At 48.9% G+C, this 19,203-nt stretch carries 19 protein-coding genes and 1 riboswitch; of the genes, 13 read left to right on the forward strand and 6 right to left on the reverse strand.

Annotation, left to right across the window (positions count from 1 at the left end; translation table 11 throughout):
- Positions 1-171: 171 nt before the first annotated feature.
- Positions 172-1,443 carry a uracil-xanthine permease family protein gene (locus EKM73_RS08335; RefSeq protein WP_125701503.1) on the forward strand — a complete coding sequence of 424 codons (1,272 nt, stop codon included), beginning with the start codon at positions 172-174 and terminating at the stop codon, positions 1,441-1,443.
- Between the two features lie 83 nt (positions 1,444-1,526).
- On the opposite strand, the gene EKM73_RS08340 is transcribed toward EKM73_RS08335, so the two are convergent.
- Together EKM73_RS08340 and EKM73_RS08345 are read right to left on the reverse strand one after the other, a co-directional pair.
- Positions 1,527-1,862 carry an AzlD domain-containing protein gene (locus EKM73_RS08340; protein WP_125701504.1) on the reverse strand — a complete coding sequence of 112 codons (336 nt, stop codon included), beginning with the start codon at positions 1,860-1,862 and terminating at the stop codon, positions 1,527-1,529.
- Positions 1,853-2,557, reverse strand: coding sequence for an AzlC family ABC transporter permease (locus tag EKM73_RS08345; RefSeq protein WP_125701505.1), 705 nt, complete (start codon positions 2,555-2,557; stop codon positions 1,853-1,855). The genes EKM73_RS08340 and EKM73_RS08345 overlap by 10 nt, the downstream gene beginning before the upstream one ends.
- A gap of 364 nt (positions 2,558-2,921) precedes the next feature.
- On the opposite strand from EKM73_RS08345, the gene EKM73_RS08350 reads away from it, so the two are divergent.
- Complete coding sequence (locus EKM73_RS08350; protein WP_225421356.1) at positions 2,922-3,188, forward strand: MerR family transcriptional regulator; 267 nt, start codon at positions 2,922-2,924, stop codon at positions 3,186-3,188.
- A 133-nt stretch (positions 3,189-3,321) separates the two neighbouring features.
- Here EKM73_RS08350 and EKM73_RS08355 read toward each other — a convergent pair whose 3' ends face one another.
- The gene (locus EKM73_RS08355; RefSeq protein ID WP_125701506.1) at positions 3,322-4,047 is read right to left on the reverse strand and encodes a DUF4811 domain-containing protein; all 726 of its coding nucleotides are present in this window, start codon (positions 4,045-4,047) and stop codon (positions 3,322-3,324) included.
- A complete protein-coding gene (locus EKM73_RS08360; RefSeq protein ID WP_125701507.1) occupies positions 4,044-5,534 on the reverse strand; it encodes an MDR family MFS transporter in 1,491 nt (496 codons plus the stop codon). Before EKM73_RS08360 ends, EKM73_RS08355 begins: the two co-directional genes overlap by 4 nt.
- Before the next feature lie 220 nt (positions 5,535-5,754).
- On the opposite strand from EKM73_RS08360, the gene EKM73_RS08365 reads away from it, so the two are divergent.
- Positions 5,755-6,198 carry a MerR family transcriptional regulator gene (locus EKM73_RS08365; RefSeq protein WP_125701508.1) on the forward strand — a complete coding sequence of 148 codons (444 nt, stop codon included), beginning with the start codon at positions 5,755-5,757 and terminating at the stop codon, positions 6,196-6,198.
- 194 nt (positions 6,199-6,392) lie between these two features.
- Here EKM73_RS08365 and EKM73_RS12780 read toward each other — a convergent pair whose 3' ends face one another.
- Entirely contained in the window at positions 6,393-6,560 is a 168-nt protein-coding gene (locus tag EKM73_RS12780) for a hypothetical protein (RefSeq protein ID WP_164508901.1), read from the reverse strand.
- A gap of 674 nt (positions 6,561-7,234) precedes the next feature.
- On the opposite strand from EKM73_RS12780, the gene EKM73_RS08370 reads away from it, so the two are divergent.
- The 6 genes from EKM73_RS08370 to EKM73_RS08400 all read left to right on the forward strand — a co-directional run bounded on the left by EKM73_RS08370 (position 7,235) and on the right by EKM73_RS08400 (position 12,244).
- The gene (locus EKM73_RS08370) at positions 7,235-7,798 is read left to right on the forward strand and encodes a GNAT family N-acetyltransferase (RefSeq protein ID WP_125701509.1); all 564 of its coding nucleotides are present in this window, start codon (positions 7,235-7,237) and stop codon (positions 7,796-7,798) included.
- A gap of 174 nt (positions 7,799-7,972) precedes the next feature.
- Complete coding sequence (locus tag EKM73_RS08375; RefSeq protein ID WP_125701510.1) at positions 7,973-8,872, forward strand: cation diffusion facilitator family transporter; 900 nt, start codon at positions 7,973-7,975, stop codon at positions 8,870-8,872.
- Positions 8,873-8,926: 54 nt separating this feature from the next.
- Complete coding sequence (locus EKM73_RS08380; protein ID WP_125701511.1) at positions 8,927-9,574, forward strand: metal-dependent transcriptional regulator; 648 nt, start codon at positions 8,927-8,929, stop codon at positions 9,572-9,574.
- Between the two features lie 674 nt (positions 9,575-10,248).
- Positions 10,249-11,004: a threonine/serine exporter family protein gene (locus tag EKM73_RS08390; protein WP_125701512.1), complete on the forward strand. Its 756-nt coding sequence runs from the start codon at positions 10,249-10,251 to the stop codon at positions 11,002-11,004.
- A 12-nt stretch (positions 11,005-11,016) separates the two neighbouring features.
- Positions 11,017-11,466, forward strand: a complete 450-nt coding sequence (locus EKM73_RS08395) for a threonine/serine exporter family protein (RefSeq protein ID WP_125701513.1) — start codon at positions 11,017-11,019, stop codon at positions 11,464-11,466.
- 109 nt (positions 11,467-11,575) lie between these two features.
- Positions 11,576-12,244, forward strand: coding sequence for a phosphatase PAP2 family protein (locus tag EKM73_RS08400; RefSeq protein WP_125701546.1), 669 nt, complete (start codon positions 11,576-11,578; stop codon positions 12,242-12,244).
- Positions 12,245-12,363: 119 nt separating this feature from the next.
- Here EKM73_RS08400 and EKM73_RS08405 read toward each other — a convergent pair whose 3' ends face one another.
- Positions 12,364-13,152 (reverse strand): alpha/beta hydrolase, encoded by a 789-nt coding sequence (locus EKM73_RS08405; protein ID WP_125701514.1) that lies wholly within the window; start codon positions 13,150-13,152, stop codon positions 12,364-12,366.
- 125 nt (positions 13,153-13,277) lie between these two features.
- Between EKM73_RS08405 and EKM73_RS08410 the strand changes: the two genes are divergently transcribed.
- The 4 genes from EKM73_RS08410 (at position 13,278) to serS (ending at position 18,924) form a co-directional block, all read left to right on the forward strand.
- The gene (locus EKM73_RS08410; RefSeq protein WP_164508902.1) at positions 13,278-13,826 is read left to right on the forward strand and encodes a GNAT family N-acetyltransferase; all 549 of its coding nucleotides are present in this window, start codon (positions 13,278-13,280) and stop codon (positions 13,824-13,826) included.
- A gap of 56 nt (positions 13,827-13,882) precedes the next feature.
- A riboswitch (Lysine riboswitch) is annotated at positions 13,883-14,065 on the forward strand.
- Between the two features lie 118 nt (positions 14,066-14,183).
- Positions 14,184-15,698 (forward strand): amino acid permease, encoded by a 1,515-nt coding sequence (locus EKM73_RS08415; RefSeq protein WP_191988626.1) that lies wholly within the window; start codon positions 14,184-14,186, stop codon positions 15,696-15,698.
- 240 nt (positions 15,699-15,938) lie between these two features.
- A complete protein-coding gene (locus EKM73_RS08420) occupies positions 15,939-16,571 on the forward strand; it encodes a deoxynucleoside kinase (RefSeq protein WP_125701516.1) in 633 nt (210 codons plus the stop codon).
- 1,081 nt (positions 16,572-17,652) lie between these two features.
- Positions 17,653-18,924 (forward strand): serine--tRNA ligase, encoded by a 1,272-nt coding sequence (gene serS / locus EKM73_RS08430; protein WP_125701517.1) that lies wholly within the window; start codon positions 17,653-17,655, stop codon positions 18,922-18,924.
- Positions 18,925-19,203: the final 279 nt, after the last annotated feature.

Consider the following 19,203-nt stretch of genomic DNA (forward strand, 5'->3'; position numbering starts at 1 on the left):
GGGGTCTGTCACAGACCGTATACTAGTAAAAATTTAGTTCCTTTAACATCGTCCCGTGAGGCGGTGAAGGGTTCGACTTCCGGCGATAGCTGGGTAAACTGGGCGAGCACGCTTCCTTACGGGACGGGCACGCCTTTTTTTAAACCAATTTTGAACTGGAGGTCATGTGGGATGAAAGAACCATCGCGTTATCGTAATCCAGATGCGTTGATCGATATTTGGGAACGACCGAGTCTGGGACAGTGGTTTGGGTTATCGCTTCAGCATTTATTCTCCATGTTTGGGTCCACCGTCTTAGTCCCGATTTTGGTTGGGTTGAACCCAGGGATTGCGCTCTTTAGCTCTGGGGTGGGCACTCTGATGTACATTCTGATTACGCGCGGGAAGATTCCAGCATACATGGGATCGAGTTTCTCATTCATCGTGCCGATGGTGGCCCTGATGAAGACGACTGGTTATCCGGGAATCGCGCAGGGGACGATGGCCGTGGGACTGGTCTACCTGATTGTGGCTGTTATCGTTGCGCTAGCTGGCTCGGAATGGATCAATCAGGTCCTGCCACCCATTGTCGTTGGCCCAATGATCATGGTCATCGGGTTGTCGTTGGCCGGTAGTGCCGCGCAGAAGGCGACCGTGGACAGCAATGGCACCTATCACTGGCAGTTCTTCCTGGTGGCGATGATCACGTTGCTCCTGACGGTAGCCTTTAACCTGTACTTAAAGGGCTTCCTCGCGCTGATTCCCATCTTACTGGGAATCGTGGTGGGTTACTTGGTTGGCGCGATTGCGGGATTAGTCGACTTTAAGCCGGTATTGGAAGCGGCCTGGTTCCAGCTCCCAAAGTTTGAATTCCCGGGTGTGAGCTATCCGCTACATTTCTACTGGGGCGCCGTGTTGAGCCTCGCACCCATCGCATTCGTGACGATGACCGAACATATCGGCCACATCACGGTATTAAACGAACTGACGCACCGTAACTTTTTCGATGACCCAGGACTTCACCATACTTTAGCTGGGGATGGGCTGGCTTCAATCGTGGCTAGTCTGGTCGGTGGACCGCCCGTGACCTCCTACGGTGAAAACGTCGGGGTGCTGGCCATCACGCGGGTTCACAGTGTCTACGTCTTGATTGGGGCGGCAGTCTTCGCGGTCATCTTCAGTTTTGTCGGCAAGCTGAGCGCCTTGATTGAGAGTATTCCCAACCCGGTCATTGGGGGAATCAGCTTCCTATTATTCGGGGTGATTGCCTCCAGTGGGATGCGCATTCTGATTGAAAAGCACGTCGACTTCAACAAACGGCGCAACCTGATGATTGCCTCGTCGATCCTGGTTATCGGGATTGGGAATGCCTACCTGAAGCTCGGTCAGTACGAATTCTCCGGGTTAGCGGTGGCGGCCGTGTTGGGGATTACACTGAACCTGATTCTGCCAAAGGATGTCTAAAATAAGTCGAGATAAAATGAAAGCATCGCTGACAACCTTTGCGTCAGCGATGCTTTATCATTTCTGAGAGAGTTTGTGGTGAACTAGCCACCGATTGAGAAGTAGCGCAGGACGGCCATTGCCATGATGCCGACAACGACGACCATCAGGAGGCTCTTGGTCAGCACCCCAGCAATCGTGGCGGGGATGGCAGCCAGACAGTTAGCCACGTTAAGCGTGGCGAGGTGGCCAGGATTGGCGACGAACAGGCTCTGGCAGCAGAGGGCTGTCATGATCGTAATGGGAACAAACGTGAGAAAGTCAATCAGCCAAGCCGGCATGCTGACCTGCTTCACGAAGGCAAAGGGGAGTACCCGTGAAGCGACGGTAATCACGCCGCACCCGAGAATCACCCACAGTTCGGTTAAACTCATCGACATTTCTTCATCTCCATTCCAAAGAGACAGCCAGCTACCGTAGCGACGAGTAAGGCAAAGTTCTGACTCATCAGGCCAATCATGAAGTAATAAATAATGGCAACAAAGATCATGACCATGAGTTGCAGGGATAAGCCCAAACGCCGGTCGCTAATCAGCTGGAGGTAGACTAGCCCAATGAACATGGCTGTTAGGGCGAAGTCAAAACCAAAACGGGTTGGGTCGGCAATCATGCCTCCCAGTAGGGCGCCGACAATGGTTGCCACGCCCCAGACCAGGTAGGCCACCAAGTTAGCCGCAGATTGCCAGGCAAAGCTCAACTTGCCGTTGGTCTTGTTCTGCTTGTTCATTGCCAGCGCGAAGGTCTCATCGGTCACAAGAGTCCCAATCAAAAGATTCTTGAACAGGGATTCGTGCCGGAAATATTGGGCCAGACTGGTACTCATCAGAATCATCCGTGAGTTGACCAGAAAGGTCGAGATGAAGATGGCGGACAGGGGATCGTGTAGCAGGAGCATGCTCGTGATGATAAATTGTGCGGAACCCGCGTAAACGATAAAGGACATACCGGCCACGACCAGTAGACTCAGGTGACTAGTGTGCGCGACGATACCAAATGCTAATCCAACTCCAATGTAGCCAAAAACAGTCGGTAACACATCGCGGACGCCGGTCCTGAAGGTTAGTGAAGGACCCATAGACAGACTTCCTCTCATTGAAAATTAATCAAGTTAAGTACCAGTTTATCGCTATCGTCGGTGAAGGTAAACCGGCAATCTGAACTATTTATCCCAATTTGTGAAGAGGAGGCAAACAGAGATAATTGCGGGTAGCAAAGGTGGTACACTAAAGCAGTGAAATAAGAGATGCGTTAAAAGTTATTAGACCCTAAAAATTAACTCAAATTAGTCCCAATCAATCTGAACCAGAGGTTGATGTGCCGCGGTTTATGGGGCTTACCTTTGGCCTAGGCCACTCTGCAACAAAAATGTAAAATTCCTGTGAAAAATACTTCGTGTAAAAGGGTTGCTTTTTACTGATGGCGGTTGTATGATACTCTCATTGACGAACGAAGAAAGCGGGGTAAAGATGATGAAGATGAACTTAACTGAACTGGCAAAGGCAGCTAATGTTGATGCTGGTCGGATCGATGAATACGTTAAGCATGGCTTGCTAGGGGCAGACCACTCTGCGACGGAATTCGACGATTCGGATCTCTACTGGATCGACATGATTCAGTGTTTTCAGGATAACGGGACGTCTTTAGATGACTTATCCGGATTGTTACCACGATGCCGGAAAGGCCAATCTCGACTCATGCAAGTTTAGTAACGATAGTGTAAATATAGTTCCAAGTAGCGCCGTGCGGTTTAGCCGCAGGCGTTATTTTTTTGCGGTTAATTAACAACGAAAAAAGGCGGTCATTCCCGCAATAGGGGATGACCGTCTTTGATGTTACCGATTATTCAGCTTTAACTTGTTTGATCAGCTGTTGCATGGCTTGGGCTTGGTAAGCGGCCGCAGCTTGCTTGGTAACTTTCTTCTGTTCTGCCGCTGATAGCGATGGGTTCTTGGTCATCGCTGCCATGACTTGTTGCTTGACGTAGGCCGTAGCCGCCGTCTTCTGTTTGGCTTGGAAGGCCTTTGAACTGGCAAGCTTTTGTAACTTCTTGGCTTGCGTAGCACTCAGCACCGTCCAGTTCTTGTTGATGTAAATGGTGTTGGTTTCCTTCACATACTTGTGACCGTTACCGGTGAGACCAAACCAGAAGCTGTCCATATCACTCTTGTATTCGCGGTAAACCTTCTTGGTGACGATGCGATTGGTACCTGTCGTCCGTTTAACCACGTTCTTCGTCGTGACTTTAGCCTTGGTATGGCTAGTCTTCTTGGCGGTTGCACTGGTCTTGTAAACGTAGACCTGATGCTTATTAGCTGTCCCGATGGATTGGTAGATCATCATTGGGAGCTGCTTGGAAGGTGAAGCCGAGTAAATCTTTTGAGTCGACGTCGTGGTGACGTTGTGCAGGCCATAGTGGTCATGATCGTTCTTGACCAGGAAGAAGATGCTGGTCAGCATCCCGATAATTGCGATCGTAGTTAACGTATTGGCGAGAACCCGATTAGACATGTAGACGTAAAACACGAAAGCGAGAACCGCACAGAGAGCTAATGTAATGAGAATCACTTTGCGGCACCTCCTTTAATAGAATCTTCATCCGCCATATGAACAGAGTGGGAGCCCTTTAATTGGAAGGCCACGAACAGGGCAATGACGCTGAACCCGATGGCAATCCAGAAGGCAGCATGGTAACCGTTCAAAGTGGCGTTAATGGCACGTGAGGCGTAACTCAGAGGGTCCGTCGTTAAGACGTGCTTAGCTGGCATACTGTTCTTGGTCACGTTGGTCAAGACACTGACCATGATGGCCGTTCCAACAGAACTGGCCACTTGCCGCTGGGTGTTGTTGACGGCAGTCCCATGAGACAGCATGTTCATTGGTAAAGCGTTCATTCCGGCGGTGGTTGCAGGCATCATGACCATGGCAATCCCGAACATCCGAATGGCGTAGAGCATCACGATGTAAAGTGTTGAGGTGTCCTTGGTGATCCAGACGAATGGTAAGGTCCCAACCGTCAGGAGGAACATCCCCATCGTGGCTAAACGCTTAGCCCCAAAGCGGTCAAATGCCCGCCCAGTGATGGGACTCATGATCCCCATCATGAGGGCCCCAGCTAACAGCGTTAATCCAGAATGGAAGGCCGACATCCCTTTAACCATTTGAAGGTAAAGGGGAATGACCATTTCAACACCGACCATGGCCATGTTGACCACGGAACTTAAGATAGCAGCAACTGTAAATTGCTTAGACTTGTAAACCCGGAAGTTCAAGAATGGGTCGTCCATGACGAGTTGACGCCAGATGAACAGACCAACGAAGATGAACCCGATGATCAAGGTAGAGAGCACTTTGACGCTACCCCAACCATCGTCACCGACGGAGGAGAAGCCATACAGCATACTTCCGAATCCAATAGTAGAGAGAATTGCGGACAGGACGTCTAATGGTTCCTTGTGCGTTTCGAGAACGCTACGCATGAGCCAGAAGCTGGCTAAGATGACAACGGCAACGATAGGAATAATCATGCCGAAGAGGTCACGCCAAGTCCAGTTGTCGATGACCCACCCTGAAAGGGTCGGGCCAATGGCAGGTGCCAGACCGATAACGATCCCAGCAAGACCCATGGCAGTCCCACGCTTGTTAGCGGGGAAGATTGTCAGCATCATGGTCTGCAGTAATGGCATGGAGACCCCCACACCAACGGCTTGGATCAACCGACCGGCCAATAACATTGGGAAGTTAACGGCTGCCCAACACGTGATGGTTCCGACTAAGAAAGTCGTCATGGCACTGATGTATAAAACCTTGGAGCTGATGGTGTTCAGCAACCAGGCACTGATTGGGATCATGATCCCGTTGACTAATAGAAATCCCGTGGTCAACCATTGCACGGTTGACGTTGAGACATCAAAGGCCTTCATTAAGGTTGGAAAGGCCGTACTTAAAATGGTTTGGTTTAAAACGGTACAAAACGTCCCAATTAATAGGAGCACAACCAGGAGGTTCCGGTTGTAGGGTTTGCCGTTTGTATCAAGCGATGCTGCATTTCCCAAAATAATTCCCTCTTTTTCCTAAAATTAATTCTGAAACCACTATACGTAGAATGAACTACTTTGTCAACTAGCTTGACAACCTTTTTAAAATATATATACTGGTTGGAGAAAAGTGAACAACCTTTTTAAATTACCTATCAAAATTGATGACCGCTTTCATTGCACTTAGACGGGCATTTATAAAAATTGAAATTTTTTCAGAAAGCAGGTGATCCTTCTCATGAATGAAGACGAAACAAATTTAATTAAAAAGTTTTCGATGGAGCATATCGTGCTGGGCATTGGAAATGTAGCCGAAGCAACCGGCGTCTCGCAGAGCCAGTTACGTTACTGGGAACGCAAAGGCTATATTCATAGCCAAGAGGTCGGCGATGGTAAAAATCGCAAATTTAGCTATAAAACGTTGATCCAAGTGCAGCAAATCAAAATGCTTCTGGATCAGGGGCTCACATTAGTGGCTGCGGTGAAGCAGGCACAGCATCGCAAAGATTTTTTTGATGCGCTCAGATCCTTTATGGATGGGCGATTCTCCCATATTAGTATGACTGATGACGGAGACATTCAAATCAACCTTGGTCGGTTCGATCCAGAGCCAACTCAGGAGCTGGTTGCAGATCGTACTAACGGTCAGTGGCACTTTAAGCTGATTCCCGCGGTTAAATAGGGCGATTTCATTGTTAATCACCTGTAACAATGGTAATCTGAAGGTACGGGAGATTCTACATGTCCCGGGCAGAAAAAACTTTCGATACCAATCGATCTTCTGGCTGGATTGGTGGTCAATCATGTTGTTGACGTGTTGTGAAACCAGGCTAATAACCATGAGTAATAGCGCGTTCATCTCGCGCATGGACTACGTTAACCAAAGTTGACGTAAGCAATCGTGAAACCTAAACGACGTGTTTTTTGGAAAATTGAAACTGATTTTGATTTTTCGCTCGCCCGGAACGGCTTCCGTTGGCGGTCGGTCAAGTTTAGAAAGTTCTTGACCAGCCGCTTTTTTTGTTGCCATTTTTCCTTGGACACGGCCGTTAACGTCGCCTCCCGGGCGGTCAACTATCGGCCGGAACGCTGGCGGCGGACGTCGGAAGCCAAGGAGCGGTCTTCCAACTTGTCCTTGAGACGCTGTGAGTCGCGTCTCAAGGACACCAATTCTCTAAGCGGTTAAAACCACCGCCAAGAGAATTCCGCCGGCTGAGCCGATAGTTGACCGCCCTCCGGCTAATACTTGTGTGTTGCCAAGTATGCGCTGGCAGTAATAAGCGGCATTGGCCTGAATTGTGCTTAGTAGGTAGATATGGGTAACTACGGATCGAGAAGGGTACCCGGTCTAACTGCACCGTCACGGGGTTCCGTTCCTAATTGCCTCCGGTTCTGGCCCAAACGATGGTCGAAATGTGTCATCACTGGTTTAGACTTATGCCATGAAAAAATCAGTAACGATGAGTTGAGCTGACAGATTCTTCAATATCTTAGGCAATAATCGCTATTATAGAGACTGATCTCGTCTGTGAGAAATCTGTGAGAAAATGAAAGAAAAATGAAAAGAAAATTTTTATATGAAAGCCATCAGATGGGCGTTTTCATTTGTGCCATTTTGCACAGAAGAAAAAAGTTGGTCAAGATGGTTGTATTTCGTCGTCAGCGTGTTAATATAACAAAATCGCTTTAAACCAAAAACATGAAGGATGGTGTTATACATGCTGTTACGACAAGCTACTATGGCGGACTTACCACAAATTGAATCAATCATTCGTGATGGTCGTGAATTATTGGCGGCCCAAGCAATTGATCAATGGCAGGGAGCCTACCCCAACACTGCGGTCTTAGTTGACGACATTCACCAAGGGTGGACGGTCGTGTTGGAAGAGAACAACGAAATCTTGGGAACTGCCGCAATTATTCCGGGAGAAGACCCAACGTACAAACAGATTGAAGGTCAGTGGCTGACCAAACAGGCGCCTTACTTGGCGATTCATCGTGTAGCAGTATCCAGCCACCATCATGGTCGGGGACTTGCCGGTGAATTGTTCAGTCGGCTCTTTGAACAGATTGACCACGCGGCGGACATCGAAAGTATCCGCATTGATACGCACCCTCAAAATATGGCAATGCAACACGTGATCAAGAAGAACGGTTTCACTGAAACTGGGATGATTGATCTTGCCGCCGTTGATATGCCTGGCACGAAGGATTTTGCCTACGAACGGGTTACCGCTAACGTTAAGCCAGAACACATGCTGCACTCAGTGACGACCAAATAATTTTGTGACGTGCAGTTCCGTTAAATAAAGATGTATACAATAGTAGGATTGGTTCCGCTTTCATCGGGAATTGATCCTATTTTTGCGTCAAAGTCAGGTTTGCCGAAAACCACCTTTTCATTCGCTCTAAACTCTGCGATAATAGGGAGTAGTCAACCATAGGGGTGGTGCACGTTGGAGAAGAGTAGCTTATCGGGTGGCCGGTTCTTTCTGGTTACCGTGTTAAACGTTGTGATTACGATATTTGAATTCATTGGTGGTCTGTTATCGGGCAGTCTGTCACTGCTCTCAGACGCCTTTCACAACTTTGGCGACGCACTCTCCATAGTGTTGAGTTATGCAGCCCATAAGATTGGTGGCCGCCAGCAGACACGCACCAACACGTATGGCTATCGACGTGCAGAAATTTTGGCGGCGTTGTTGAACGCTTTAGTATTGGTGGTTGTCTGCGTCATTCTGGCGGTCGAAGCCGTTCGGCGGCTCTTTCATCCCGAGCACGTGCAGGGGACGGTCATGCTCCTGGTCGCAATCGTGAGTTTCGTGGCGAATCTTCTGTCCACGGTGCTCCTGAATCGGGGGGCTAAGCACAATTTGAATGTGCGTGCGACGTATCTGCATTTATTGAGTGATGCACTGGCTTCGGTTGGTGTGATTGTTGGGGCCGTGATGATCACCGTGTGGCACGTGAACTGGGTTGACCCGGTGATTACGATTCTGGTGGGGATTTATATTGCTATCGAATCTTGGCCGATTGTGAAGCAGACGTTGGGCATTCTGATGGAAGCTTCACCCAATCTCGACTATGAAGCGATTGCTGCCGATATTGAGCAGTTGCCGGAGGTTGAAGGGGTTCATCATCTTCATGCGTGGCAGATTGACGAGAATAATATTGTCTTTTCGGTGCACGTCAATATGGATGATTTACCTTTGGCAGAGATCGAACCAATTTATCGGCAGATTGAAACCTTGCTGTGTCGGAAGTATAATGTGAATCACGTGACGATTCAGGCGGAGTGCCATCGGGGAGAGCACGAAGCATTATTTTATGATCAAAATGATTGGCGACACGAGTAACTGTGCGGCTGATGTTGTTGTATTAGGAACATAATCTAGATGAGGTGAACAGTGATGACTCCGATGAAGGAGGATTATTTAAAAATTATTTTCGAGCTGGGTGGTAAGCAAAAGAAAGTTTCCAACAAACAGATTGCTATCAGCTTGAATATTGCTGCCGGGTCCGTGACCGAAATGGTCAATAAGATGACGGCAGAGGGTTTGGCCGAGCACACGCCCTACGCGGGAATTTCCCTGACTAACCGGGGTATCCGGCTGGCCGAGGATTTGGTTCGTAAGCACCGAATCTGGGAAGTCTTTCTCGTGGAAAAATTGGACTATGATCTGCCCGACGTTCACGCGGAGGCCGAAGTGCTGGAACACGTGACAAGTCCTAAATTAGTCAATTCACTGGATGACATGCTGGGTCACCCCACGCATTGTCCCCACGGTGGGGTCATTCCGGATCGGTTTGGCCACTACCATGAAGACAGTCATGTGGTCTTGAATGATGCTAAGGACGGCTCGGTCGTGACCGTGGACCGGTTTATCGACAACCGGGACTTATTGACGTATCTGGGTGATTTGAAGTTGGATATCGGTGATCAACTGCGGATCATCAAGCACGATCCATTTGAAGGCCCCGTGACCGTTCAGAACTTAACGGATGATGCGGAATTGATTGTGAGCTATAAGGCGTCCCACTACATCTTCATTAAGTAAATTTGGCTGAACATTGTCGCCTGCGGCTGCCAGGGGTTCTGCCGCTGTGGGGAACGACTGCAGCCAAAAGGCGGGCTTCCGTCTCGGCTTGAAACCTCGCTAAAAGCGTGCGAGTTTCCAAACACGTCCCACGCTGTAAGTCCGGGCAAAAGCAACCGCCCGGACTTACACCGTCGACACGGCTGGCGCCACCCCTGACAGCCTCCGTCTAGATAAATGTTTAGCCGGCAACATTTAATGATTTTGAAGTGATAATGCTACGCTTTGAACTGCAAATATTAAATATAATGTAATTGACGGGAACAATCGGTAGCTACTGGTTGCTCCTTTTATTTATGACGCGTTATCGGCCAGAATGGTTGGGTTTCCCCTATACTTATTACTAATGTAAAAATCTGGAAATCAGTCTCACTTTTTCCAGAATACATAGGAATTTCGTTTTAAGATAAAAACTTTTTAGGGATAAAAGCAACATTTGCAATCAAAGCCAGCCTAGTCGATGGAGGCTAGGGATGGCGCCGGCTGTGACCGCGGCAGTATCCCTGACAGCCGCAGGCGACACTTCGTAGACCAACCAGCCAAATTCTAAAGTATTTGCGTTATCCGGTAAGTTAGTGGTGTCAGACCCGTAGCGACTGTCGTATAATAAGTGAAAACCGGCGGGAGGGACAGAGATGAGTAGCCAGAAGAAACGGGATCAATTAATTTTACATACGGCATTAACCGCTGGTCGAATCATGATTGAAAATGGATCGGAAGTCGAGCGGGTCGAAGATACTATGGAACGTATTGCCCACAACGCGGGGGCGAAAACCAGCCAGCTTTTCGTGATGATCACGGGGATTCTGATGGCCATCAATGGTGAGGTTGGCGCTCAGATCGAACCGGTCAAGCGCCGGACGTTTGACTTGGAGAAGATCTCTGTGGTGAACGATTTGTCGCGGCAATTTGCGGTGCACAAGATCACGCTACAGGAATTTTCTAATCGATTGGGTCACTTGGACAAGTCGACCAAGTATTTTCCGTTTTGGCTCCAGCTCCTGTCGGCCGCCATGGTCAGTGGACCCTTGGAGGTCGTCTTCCGGCATAACCTCCCTGATTTCTGGATCACCTGTGTGGTAGGGGCTCTGGGCTGGTTAGTCTTCTACCTACTCAACAAATTTATTCAGATCCGTTTCCTGTCGGAATTTGCAGCAGCAGCCACGATTGGGGTGCTAGCTATCTGGTCTGTTCACCTGGGACTGGGGAATAGCGTGGATGATATTATCATTGGGAGCGTCATGCCCCTAGTGCCTGGGGTGCCAATCACCAATTCCGTGCGCGACATTCTGGCCGGTAACCTAGTCAGTGGCCCGGCACGGGGTGTGGAGGCTTTGGTCAGTGCGGCTGCAATCGGCTTTGGCATTGCCATGGTCTTACAATTTCTTTAGGGAGGGTACCAAATGTCTTTGACTGAATTTTTGATTGAGGTCGCGGGTAATTACGTGGCGACCATCGGCTTTGGTATCCTGCTGAACATCCCTCGGCGCGCGCTGAACTATGCGGGCTGGATTGGGGTCATGGGTTACTTTGTATATAAATTTATCGTGATCTGGGGTGGCGGCTACGTCGTCGGTAACATGATGGGGGCGGTCCTCATTGGGGTGGCCTCGCTGCAGGCTGCCCGGATCAAGAAGATGCCGATGATTCTCTTTAATATCCCCGCGTTGGTGCCCCTGGTACCTGGGGGTCAGGCCTACCAGATGATCAAGTATTTTGCGCTGGGAGAGAACTCCACGGCGTTTGTCTTCCTAATTCAGGTCGTCATGATCTCCGGAGCGATTGCCTTTGGTTTTCTGCTATCAGAATTGGTCAACCGGGTCCAGCAACGGGTCTGGCGGCATCGGCGATAACCTTAAGGAAGTTTGATAATTTAAGGCAACTCTAGAAATCTAGCGGTGGGGTGGTATACTCATTGCTAGGGGTTTCCCAGAATCGGGTATGACGAAAGGAATTTTAATCATGATGTTATTTAATCGAGATCGGGATCGGCCGTGGAAGTTTACATTGACCACGGTACTTTTCCTGGTGGTGGCTTACTTTGTGAAGGCCCAGAACGCCTACGTGGACTTCTTGGATTCATCAATCATTGACGTGGTCCAGAAGAACCAGCCAGGCTGGAAAACGTTACTATACAGGGGAGTGACTAGCCTAGCAGAACCAAAATTAGCTATTATATGGGTCTTGATCCTCGCCTTCTTATTGTGGGGCTTCAAATTCAAGATTCCAGCGCTCTGGTGCTTAGCAACCTTAGCCGGTGGGGATGTTATCGCCGCTTTGGTGAAGAAGGTCATTGCGCGTCCCCGGCCATCGACCCATTTGGCCATTGACGACGGCTTTAGCTTTCCCAGTGGGCACGTCTTCGGGACATTTCTGATTATTGCGATGATCTGGGTCGTGCTCCTACCAATGATTTCGCATGCGTGGAAGGCCTGGGTGCTTCGAATCGTCCTAATTATCTGGATGGTGTTGGTTATGGTTTCTCGAGTCTACTTAAACGCGCACTTCCCAACGGATACCATTGGGGCAATCTTATTGGCTTACTTGTGGTTACAAGTGGCAGAGGGCCTCTACATTCGGGTTGCGCCGATGATGCAGAACTGGCCACTACTCAAGAAGTCCGAAATTTAAGGGTATGAAAGTGAAGCTGAGGATAATATTCTTAGCAAAAATCAAAAGGTAGCTGCATCGATTCCATTTGGAATTGACGCAACTACCTTTTTGTCAATAATTCTTTAAATGACTTTAAGTTAATTTAGCTCGTTCAGCCATTCGTTCGCCAGATCCATCCAGTGGGCAACGTGGGGCAGATCGGTTCCCGGTTTCCACGCCGTCACGTGGTTCGCAAGTGCCAAGCCATGGGGACCGTGATGGAAGATGTGAAGGTCAGTGTCTACATGATGAGCCAGGGAAGCCTGGGCGTAGCTCATTGCGTTTTGAACCGGTACCAGTGGATCGGCGGCCGTACCCCAGATGAAGGTGGGAACGTTTTGGTCATTGACCAGTTCATCGGCGGCAATACTGTCGACATCATCCGTCCAACTTGCCAACACTTGTGCGTCAGTCGGAAAGCCTAGCTTGGGCGAAATAACCGGGTAGCCCAGAATCACGGCGTTTGGCTTGACCTGTTCCGGCTGGGTGCCAGCGAGGGTGTTGATTTTGGCATCGTGCCAGAGGTCATTGAAGAGGGCAACGATGTGGCCACCCACGGAGAAGCCGGCGATAGTGATACGATCGGAATCAATGCGCCATTCCTCAGCGTGTTGCCGGATGGTGGCGACACTTTGGGCCAACTCAACGATTGGTGCAGGCAACAGGGGATGCTTCTCTCCTGTAAAGCTGTAGCGAAGGAAGAAGGCCTGAAAGCCCCGGGCGGACCAAGCCAAGGCTAAATCCTCAGCCTGTTGCTCGGGGATGTGCGTGTAAGACCCACCGGGCACGATGATTATGGCGGGAGCGGTCGCATTGCCGTCCTCACGCAGGTAACCTTGTAAGTAAGCCGCGGAGTCGGTGGCCAGTGACTGGGTAATAATCTTCATTGCAAATCCTCCTTGAATTAGTGAATCATGTTAAGATCATGTTAGTATAGATACTAAAAGTTATGCAGACATTATATCTAATTGTAACGCACTTTATCAAAAAATAACGAGAGGGAGTTGTGCGATTGACAGCAATTTTAAAGACGCAACGGCTGGACTTACGGCCCCTGACGGACAGCGATTATCCGGCCTATAAGCGCTTAGTGACCAATCCAGTGATTGCACAGCCCGTGGGTTTCTCACCACAACCGGATGACCAGCAGGTTCGGCGGTGGTACCGCGCGGATCGAAACAGTGTGCAGTCTTACGCAGTCGTTCTTCACCAGACCAATCAATTTATTGGCGCGGTCATCTTTTACGATTGGTTCGCAGATAACGGCCTTCCCGATGAAACGAGTCTAGAATTGGGGTACTTCTTGGACCCTGAATATTGGGGACGAGGCCTCATGCCTGAGGCTTTAACAGCATGTTTTAGGGATTTGAGCCAGGCAGAATCGTCGGTTAAATTAGTCTGGGCCAACTGCCTGGTCAGCAACGAACGCTCCTGCCAATTATTAGAAAAATTATGTTTCCAAACAATTGGTGACCAATTGATGGGCGTGACCGGTGGTGGACAAACGTTGCAACGTCAAGCTTTGTTTCGACTAAGCCTGGATGATTCGCAAAATAATTGACACTAATCTAAATTTAATCTTGCAATTTTCAGAATTCATGAGTATACTTCAATGTATCGAATAGAAGAGGCGCAATCAACATGAGTCGCTTCCCTCAGGTGGGTATCACCGATGAGGGGAAGCAAAAGGGGCGATTGCCGAAATTCCCACGTGACTACCTAGCGTGAGGATTGGGTCCTGGTTTAACAGATCAGGGACTGTCGCAGTCAAATATTAGGCTGCGGGGCGCTTTCAACGATATTGACTTGGAATTATGAACTTTCCAATCTCTTTCGCGGGCTTTTATTGCGAAGGAGATTTTTTCGTTCACTGGGTCGTTTCGAGGAAGTCCTTCTAAAATAAGAAGGAGGAAACATTATGGAACAAAGCATGACAAACGCAACAACCAGCGAGGCTTCTGATCAAGTTAAGCGGGGACTCAAGACGCGACACGTATCAATGATCGCGTTAGGTGGCTGTATCGGGACAGGGTTATTCGTCGCAAGTGGTTCAGCTATCTCAACCGCCGGGCCTGGTGGTGCGCTAGTTGCCTATGTTGCCATGGGTCTGATGGTTTACTTCCTGATGACTAGTTTGGGCGAAATGGCCACGAACATGCCAATTTCTGGTTCGTTCGCCGCTTATTCTGCCAAGTATGTTGATCCAGCTTTAGGATTTGCCATGGGCTGGAACTACTGGTTCAACTGGGCCATTACGGTTGCCGTTGACATTTCTACTGCCGCTTTGGTTATGAAGTTCTGGTTACCCGGCGTTCCCGGCTGGATCTGGAGTGCCGTTGCCTTGCTTCTGGTCTTCACAATCAACGCATTCTCCGTGCAAGCCTTTGGTGAAACGGAATTCTGGATGTCTCTGATCAAGGTTGTCACGATCTTTGTCTTCCTGGCCGTTGGGTTAATGACCATCGTTGGTATCATGGGTGGTCACGCAACTGGCTTGGAAAACTTCACTTACAAGAAGGCACCATTCGTTGGCGGTTTCCCAGCCATTCTGAGTGTGTTCGTTGTTGCCGGGTTCTCCTTCCAAGGTACTGAATTAGTTGGTATCACGGCCGGTGAATCTGAAGACCCTTCACACAGTGTGCCTAAGGCGATTAACTCAGTGTTCTGGCGGATTATTTTATTCTATATTTTAGCTATCTTTGTCATTGCCGCTGTCTTACCATACACGAGTCATGATCTGTTAGGTTCTTCTGCAAGTGATATTGCAATCAGTCCATTTACGTTGGTCTTCCGGCGTGCCGGTTTGGCCGCCGCTGCTAGTGTGATGAACGCGGTTATCTTGACGGCCGTTATCTCAGCCGCCAACTCCGGGATGTACGCTTCAACGCGGATGCTGTTCTCCCTTTCTAAGGAAGGTTATGCACCTAAGTTGTTCGAAAAGACTGGTAAGAATGGGATTCCTTATCCTGCATTGTTTGCCACGACCATCATCGCTGCGCTGACCTTTATCAGTAGTATTGCCGGTCCTCAAATCTACATGTGGTTAGTTGCTGCTAGTGGGTTGACTGGATTCATTGCTTGGTTCGGGATTGCTTTATCTCACTTACGGTTCCGTCGGGCTTTCACCTTACAAGGTCACAAGCTGTCTGAACTCAAGTACCATGCAAAGTGGTTCCCATTAGGACCAATCCTGGCCTTGGTATTATGTATCGCTGTTATCGTAGGTCAAGATCCACAATCCTTCTTCACGGGTAACTGGGAACAAGTACTGGTTACTTACATGAGTGTGCCACTGGTCTTAGTGCTCTACGTTGGCTACAAGATCAAGAAGCACACGAAGTTGATTCCATTGAAGGATGTCGACGTTTCCCCAGTCCATCGTGATGGGACGTTAAAGGAAGACGCTGCAGCACGTGAAGCATCAAACGATTAATCTGAAATTGTGTGGGCAATTTTCACTTAAATAAAAAAATTTTAACGACGATTGGTTCGGGTGAATCCCGACCAGTCGCCGTTTTGTGTCTGACAAGGGGACAGAACCCGTCAACCGCTGAAGAGGAATTTTCCACGATATATTGTCTTTTGCCGGTAGGGTTGGTACAATATGTAGTGTTGAAATTTAGACCGGATGAAAACGATTTCCGGTATGCGCGTAAATCAAAGGAGAGATAGCATGCTTGTACTATCAGGAACAATTGGGGCCGGCAAGACGAGTTTAACGAACTTATTAGCCGAACACTTACAGAAACCAGCTTTTTATGAATCGGTGGACGATAATAAGATTCTGCCACTGTTTTACCAGAACCCGCAAAAGTATGCTTTCTTATTGCAAATCTACTTTTTAAACAAGCGGTTGGACAGCATTAAGGCTGCCAACGCTGACAATGAAAGTGTCTTGGATCGTTCAATCTTTGAAGATTCCTTGCTCTTTCACTTAAACGCTGACCTCGGTCGGGCAACCAGCACAGAAGTTGACATCTACGACTCCTTACTGGCCAACATGATGCAAGAATTACCAGACGCCGTTCACAAGAAGAACCCTGATCTGTTGATTCACATCAATATTTCCTTTGAAACGATGTTGGAACGGATCAAGAAACGTGGCCGTTCTTACGAACAGATCGATCACGATCCTAGCTTGTTTGAATACTACAAACAACTCGACCAACGTTACGTGAACTGGTACAACAGCTACGACAAGTCACCCAAGATGCAAATCGATGGTGACAAGCTGGACTTCGTGGAAGACCCAGCCGCACGTCAAGAAGTTCTCCACTTGATCGATGAAAAGATTGCGTCACTTTAAGTTTAATTTGACTAAACGCTATTAGGCGTTTGAGAGTACTGACCACGGTTAGTGCTCTTTTCTTTACAGCGAAATACATCTGACAAATGTTGCGGGTGTCGCCTGCGGCAGCCAGGGTTCCACCTGCTATGGGGACCGCCTGCAGCCAGAGTGCGAGCTTTCGTCTCGGTTTGAAACCTCGCGAAATTCGTGCGAGTTTCCCAACGCGTCCCGCGCTGTACGGCCGGGAAGGTCACCGGTCTAACACCGCTGTCACAGCTGGCTACACCCTGGCTGCCTTCGGCTAAGGCAACGTTTGACAGTATGCATTGAACTGGTTGGGAACCCCAAGTGTAGACACACTAGAGTTCTCTTACGATTGAGAAGAATAGTGAATTTTCGCATAGATCCGTTTTTTGTCTGCTGTCAGTTCTTATCGAAGAGCTGCCATAGCTAATGGATTTCGCGCGTCATATAACAATTTGGCGGAAATTTTGTATTTCTTGCGGTATTGTCATCAGCAAGTATCCGGGTGAGTAACAAGCTTAGCCGGAGGAGGTCAGAATGTAGCCAGCCGTGACGATGACCTTAGCTGACGATTTTTGTCAGGTTAGGTCATGGGACGAGCTTGGAGACGCTGGTCCTTGCGGCTTCAAGTCGAGGTCCAAGACCGCTTCTCAGGCTTGGACCGGTCCCCACAGCAGGCGGAATTCTGACAGCCGCAGGCGGCGCTTTTACGCAATCTGCAGGTAAGTAGCAGGCGGAATCTCTGGCAGCCGCAGACGATAGCTGTACTAATACAGTAGCCGGAAAAATTCCCGATTGTCATCACGGCCGAAATGCGGTATGATAAGCGTAATCAAAAACACGAGGTGCCTATCCAGTAGACGGCCAGAGAAGCGGGGAAAGCTGCAAACCGCAACGTCGAACATTCCAGCACTAACTAAAGTGGGCGGGTAATGCCGCACGGTGCAGACCGTTATCATGTTCAAGGGTATGACTGAAGATTGCAGTCATGAACTTGGGTGGTACCGCGAAGGTCTTCGTCCCATGTGACGGAGGCTTTTTTTGTACCATCCGGAAAATTGAAGGGAGTAAGTAGATGCTAGATTTAAAATTGATTCGCCAAGAACCAGACTTCATTAAAGAGAAGTTAGCAACCCGGGGTGTTGATCCCGCTGATATCGATGACCTATTGGGCTTAGATGCCCAACGCCGGGAATTGATCGTTAAGAGTGAAACCATGAAGGCCCAACGTAACACGGTGTCCGATGAAATTTCACAACTGAAGCGCAACAAGGAAGACGCTAACGACAAGATTACCGAAATGCGTCAGGTTAGTGCGGACATCAAGAAGATCGATGCTGACCTCGATACGTTGAAGGCCCAAGTCCACGACGCGGCTGCTCACTTACCAAACATTCCTAATGACAACGTGCCTGTTGGCTTGACGGAAGACGGCAGTGTCGAAATTCATAAGTGGGGCGAAAAGCCTAACTTGGACTTCAAGCCAAAGGCCCACTACGAATTGGGTGAGGACTTGGGTATCTTGGACTTTGAAGCAGGGGCCAAGGTCTCCGGAAGTCGTTACCTCTACTACTTGGGCTTAGGCGCACGTCTAGAGAGAGCCGTTTACAACTTCTTCCTTGATGAAAACACCAAAGCTGGCTTCAAGGAAGTCTTACCCCCATACATCGTGAACGATGATTCCATGTACGGGACTGGCCAATTCCCTAAGTTTAAGGAAGACGTTTATCAATTGCGAGACGAGGACATGACCTTGATTCCTACGGCCGAAGTGCCTTTGGTCAACTACTACCGTGACGAAGTAATCCCTGAAGAGGACCTGCCAGTTTGGTTCACTGCCTTGACCCCAGCCTTCCGTTCCGAAGCCGGGAGTGCCGGTCGCGATACCCGTGGCTTGATCCGTCTCCACCAATTTAACAAGGTTGAAATGGTGAAGTTCTGTAAGCCAGAGAACTCATGGGATGAACTGGAAGCCTTAACGAAGCATGCTGAGAGCCTCTTACAGAAGCTGGGCTTGGCTTACCATGTGATTACGCTGACGACGAGCGACATGAGCTTCACGGCTGCTATGACTCATGATTTGGAAGTCTGGTTCCCAGAACAAAATACGTACCGGGAAATCTCCAGCTGTTCTAACACGACGGACTTCCAAGCACGTCGGGCACACATCCAATACCGTGATGACAATGGCAAGCTCCAATATGTCCACGCCTTGAATGGTTCTGGCTTGGCCGTTGGTCGGGCAGTCGCTGCAATCATGGAAAACTACCAAAACGCTGACGGTTCTATCACGGTTCCCGATGTCTTGGTCCCTTACATGGGTGGCGTAACGCGGATCACGAAGTAACCTTTAGCTATTTACAGGTCGCGTGATGATTGTGTTAAATGCAACTTACATGCATCAATATGAATAAGTAGTCAGTGCAAGTCGGCACTGAATGGAGCACTTAACGGTGAATATAACCGTTAAGTGCCTTTTTTGAATGGTCGGCTAAAGTAGCGGAGAACAGTGTCATGTAGGGCTTTGGCGAGAGTGCTATGCGCCCTAATTATGAAATGAATAATTATTTTGATTATTTTTGCAATTTCTTATTGACGTAGGGTAGGGAGTTCGTATAAAATAGTT

The sequence above is a fragment of the Levilactobacillus fuyuanensis genome, assembly GCF_003946395.1.
Classification (GTDB): domain Bacteria; phylum Bacillota; class Bacilli; order Lactobacillales; family Lactobacillaceae; genus Levilactobacillus; species Levilactobacillus fuyuanensis.

Coding starts and splice junctions, on each gene's coding strand:
- EKM73_RS08335 (WP_125701503.1), top strand. CDS start 172: ATGAAAGAACCATCGCGTTATCGTAATCCAGATGCGTTGATCGATATT.
- EKM73_RS08340 (WP_125701504.1), bottom strand. CDS start 1,862: ATGTCGATGAGTTTAACCGAACTGTGGGTGATTCTCGGGTGCGGCGTG.
- EKM73_RS08345 (WP_125701505.1), bottom strand. CDS start 2,557: ATGGGTCCTTCACTAACCTTCAGGACCGGCGTCCGCGATGTGTTACCG.
- EKM73_RS08365 (WP_125701508.1), top strand. CDS start 5,755: ATGAATGAAGACGAAACAAATTTAATTAAAAAGTTTTCGATGGAGCAT.
- EKM73_RS08370 (WP_125701509.1), top strand. CDS start 7,235: ATGCTGTTACGACAAGCTACTATGGCGGACTTACCACAAATTGAATCA.
- EKM73_RS08380 (WP_125701511.1), top strand. CDS start 8,927: ATGACTCCGATGAAGGAGGATTATTTAAAAATTATTTTCGAGCTGGGT.
- EKM73_RS08390 (WP_125701512.1), top strand. CDS start 10,249: ATGAGTAGCCAGAAGAAACGGGATCAATTAATTTTACATACGGCATTA.
- EKM73_RS08395 (WP_125701513.1), top strand. CDS start 11,017: ATGTCTTTGACTGAATTTTTGATTGAGGTCGCGGGTAATTACGTGGCG.
- EKM73_RS08400 (WP_125701546.1), top strand. CDS start 11,576: ATGATGTTATTTAATCGAGATCGGGATCGGCCGTGGAAGTTTACATTG.
- EKM73_RS08405 (WP_125701514.1), bottom strand. CDS start 13,152: ATGAAGATTATTACCCAGTCACTGGCCACCGACTCCGCGGCTTACTTA.
- EKM73_RS08415 (WP_191988626.1), top strand. CDS start 14,184: ATGGAACAAAGCATGACAAACGCAACAACCAGCGAGGCTTCTGATCAA.
- EKM73_RS08420 (WP_125701516.1), top strand. CDS start 15,939: ATGCTTGTACTATCAGGAACAATTGGGGCCGGCAAGACGAGTTTAACG.
- serS (WP_125701517.1), top strand. CDS start 17,653: ATGCTAGATTTAAAATTGATTCGCCAAGAACCAGACTTCATTAAAGAG.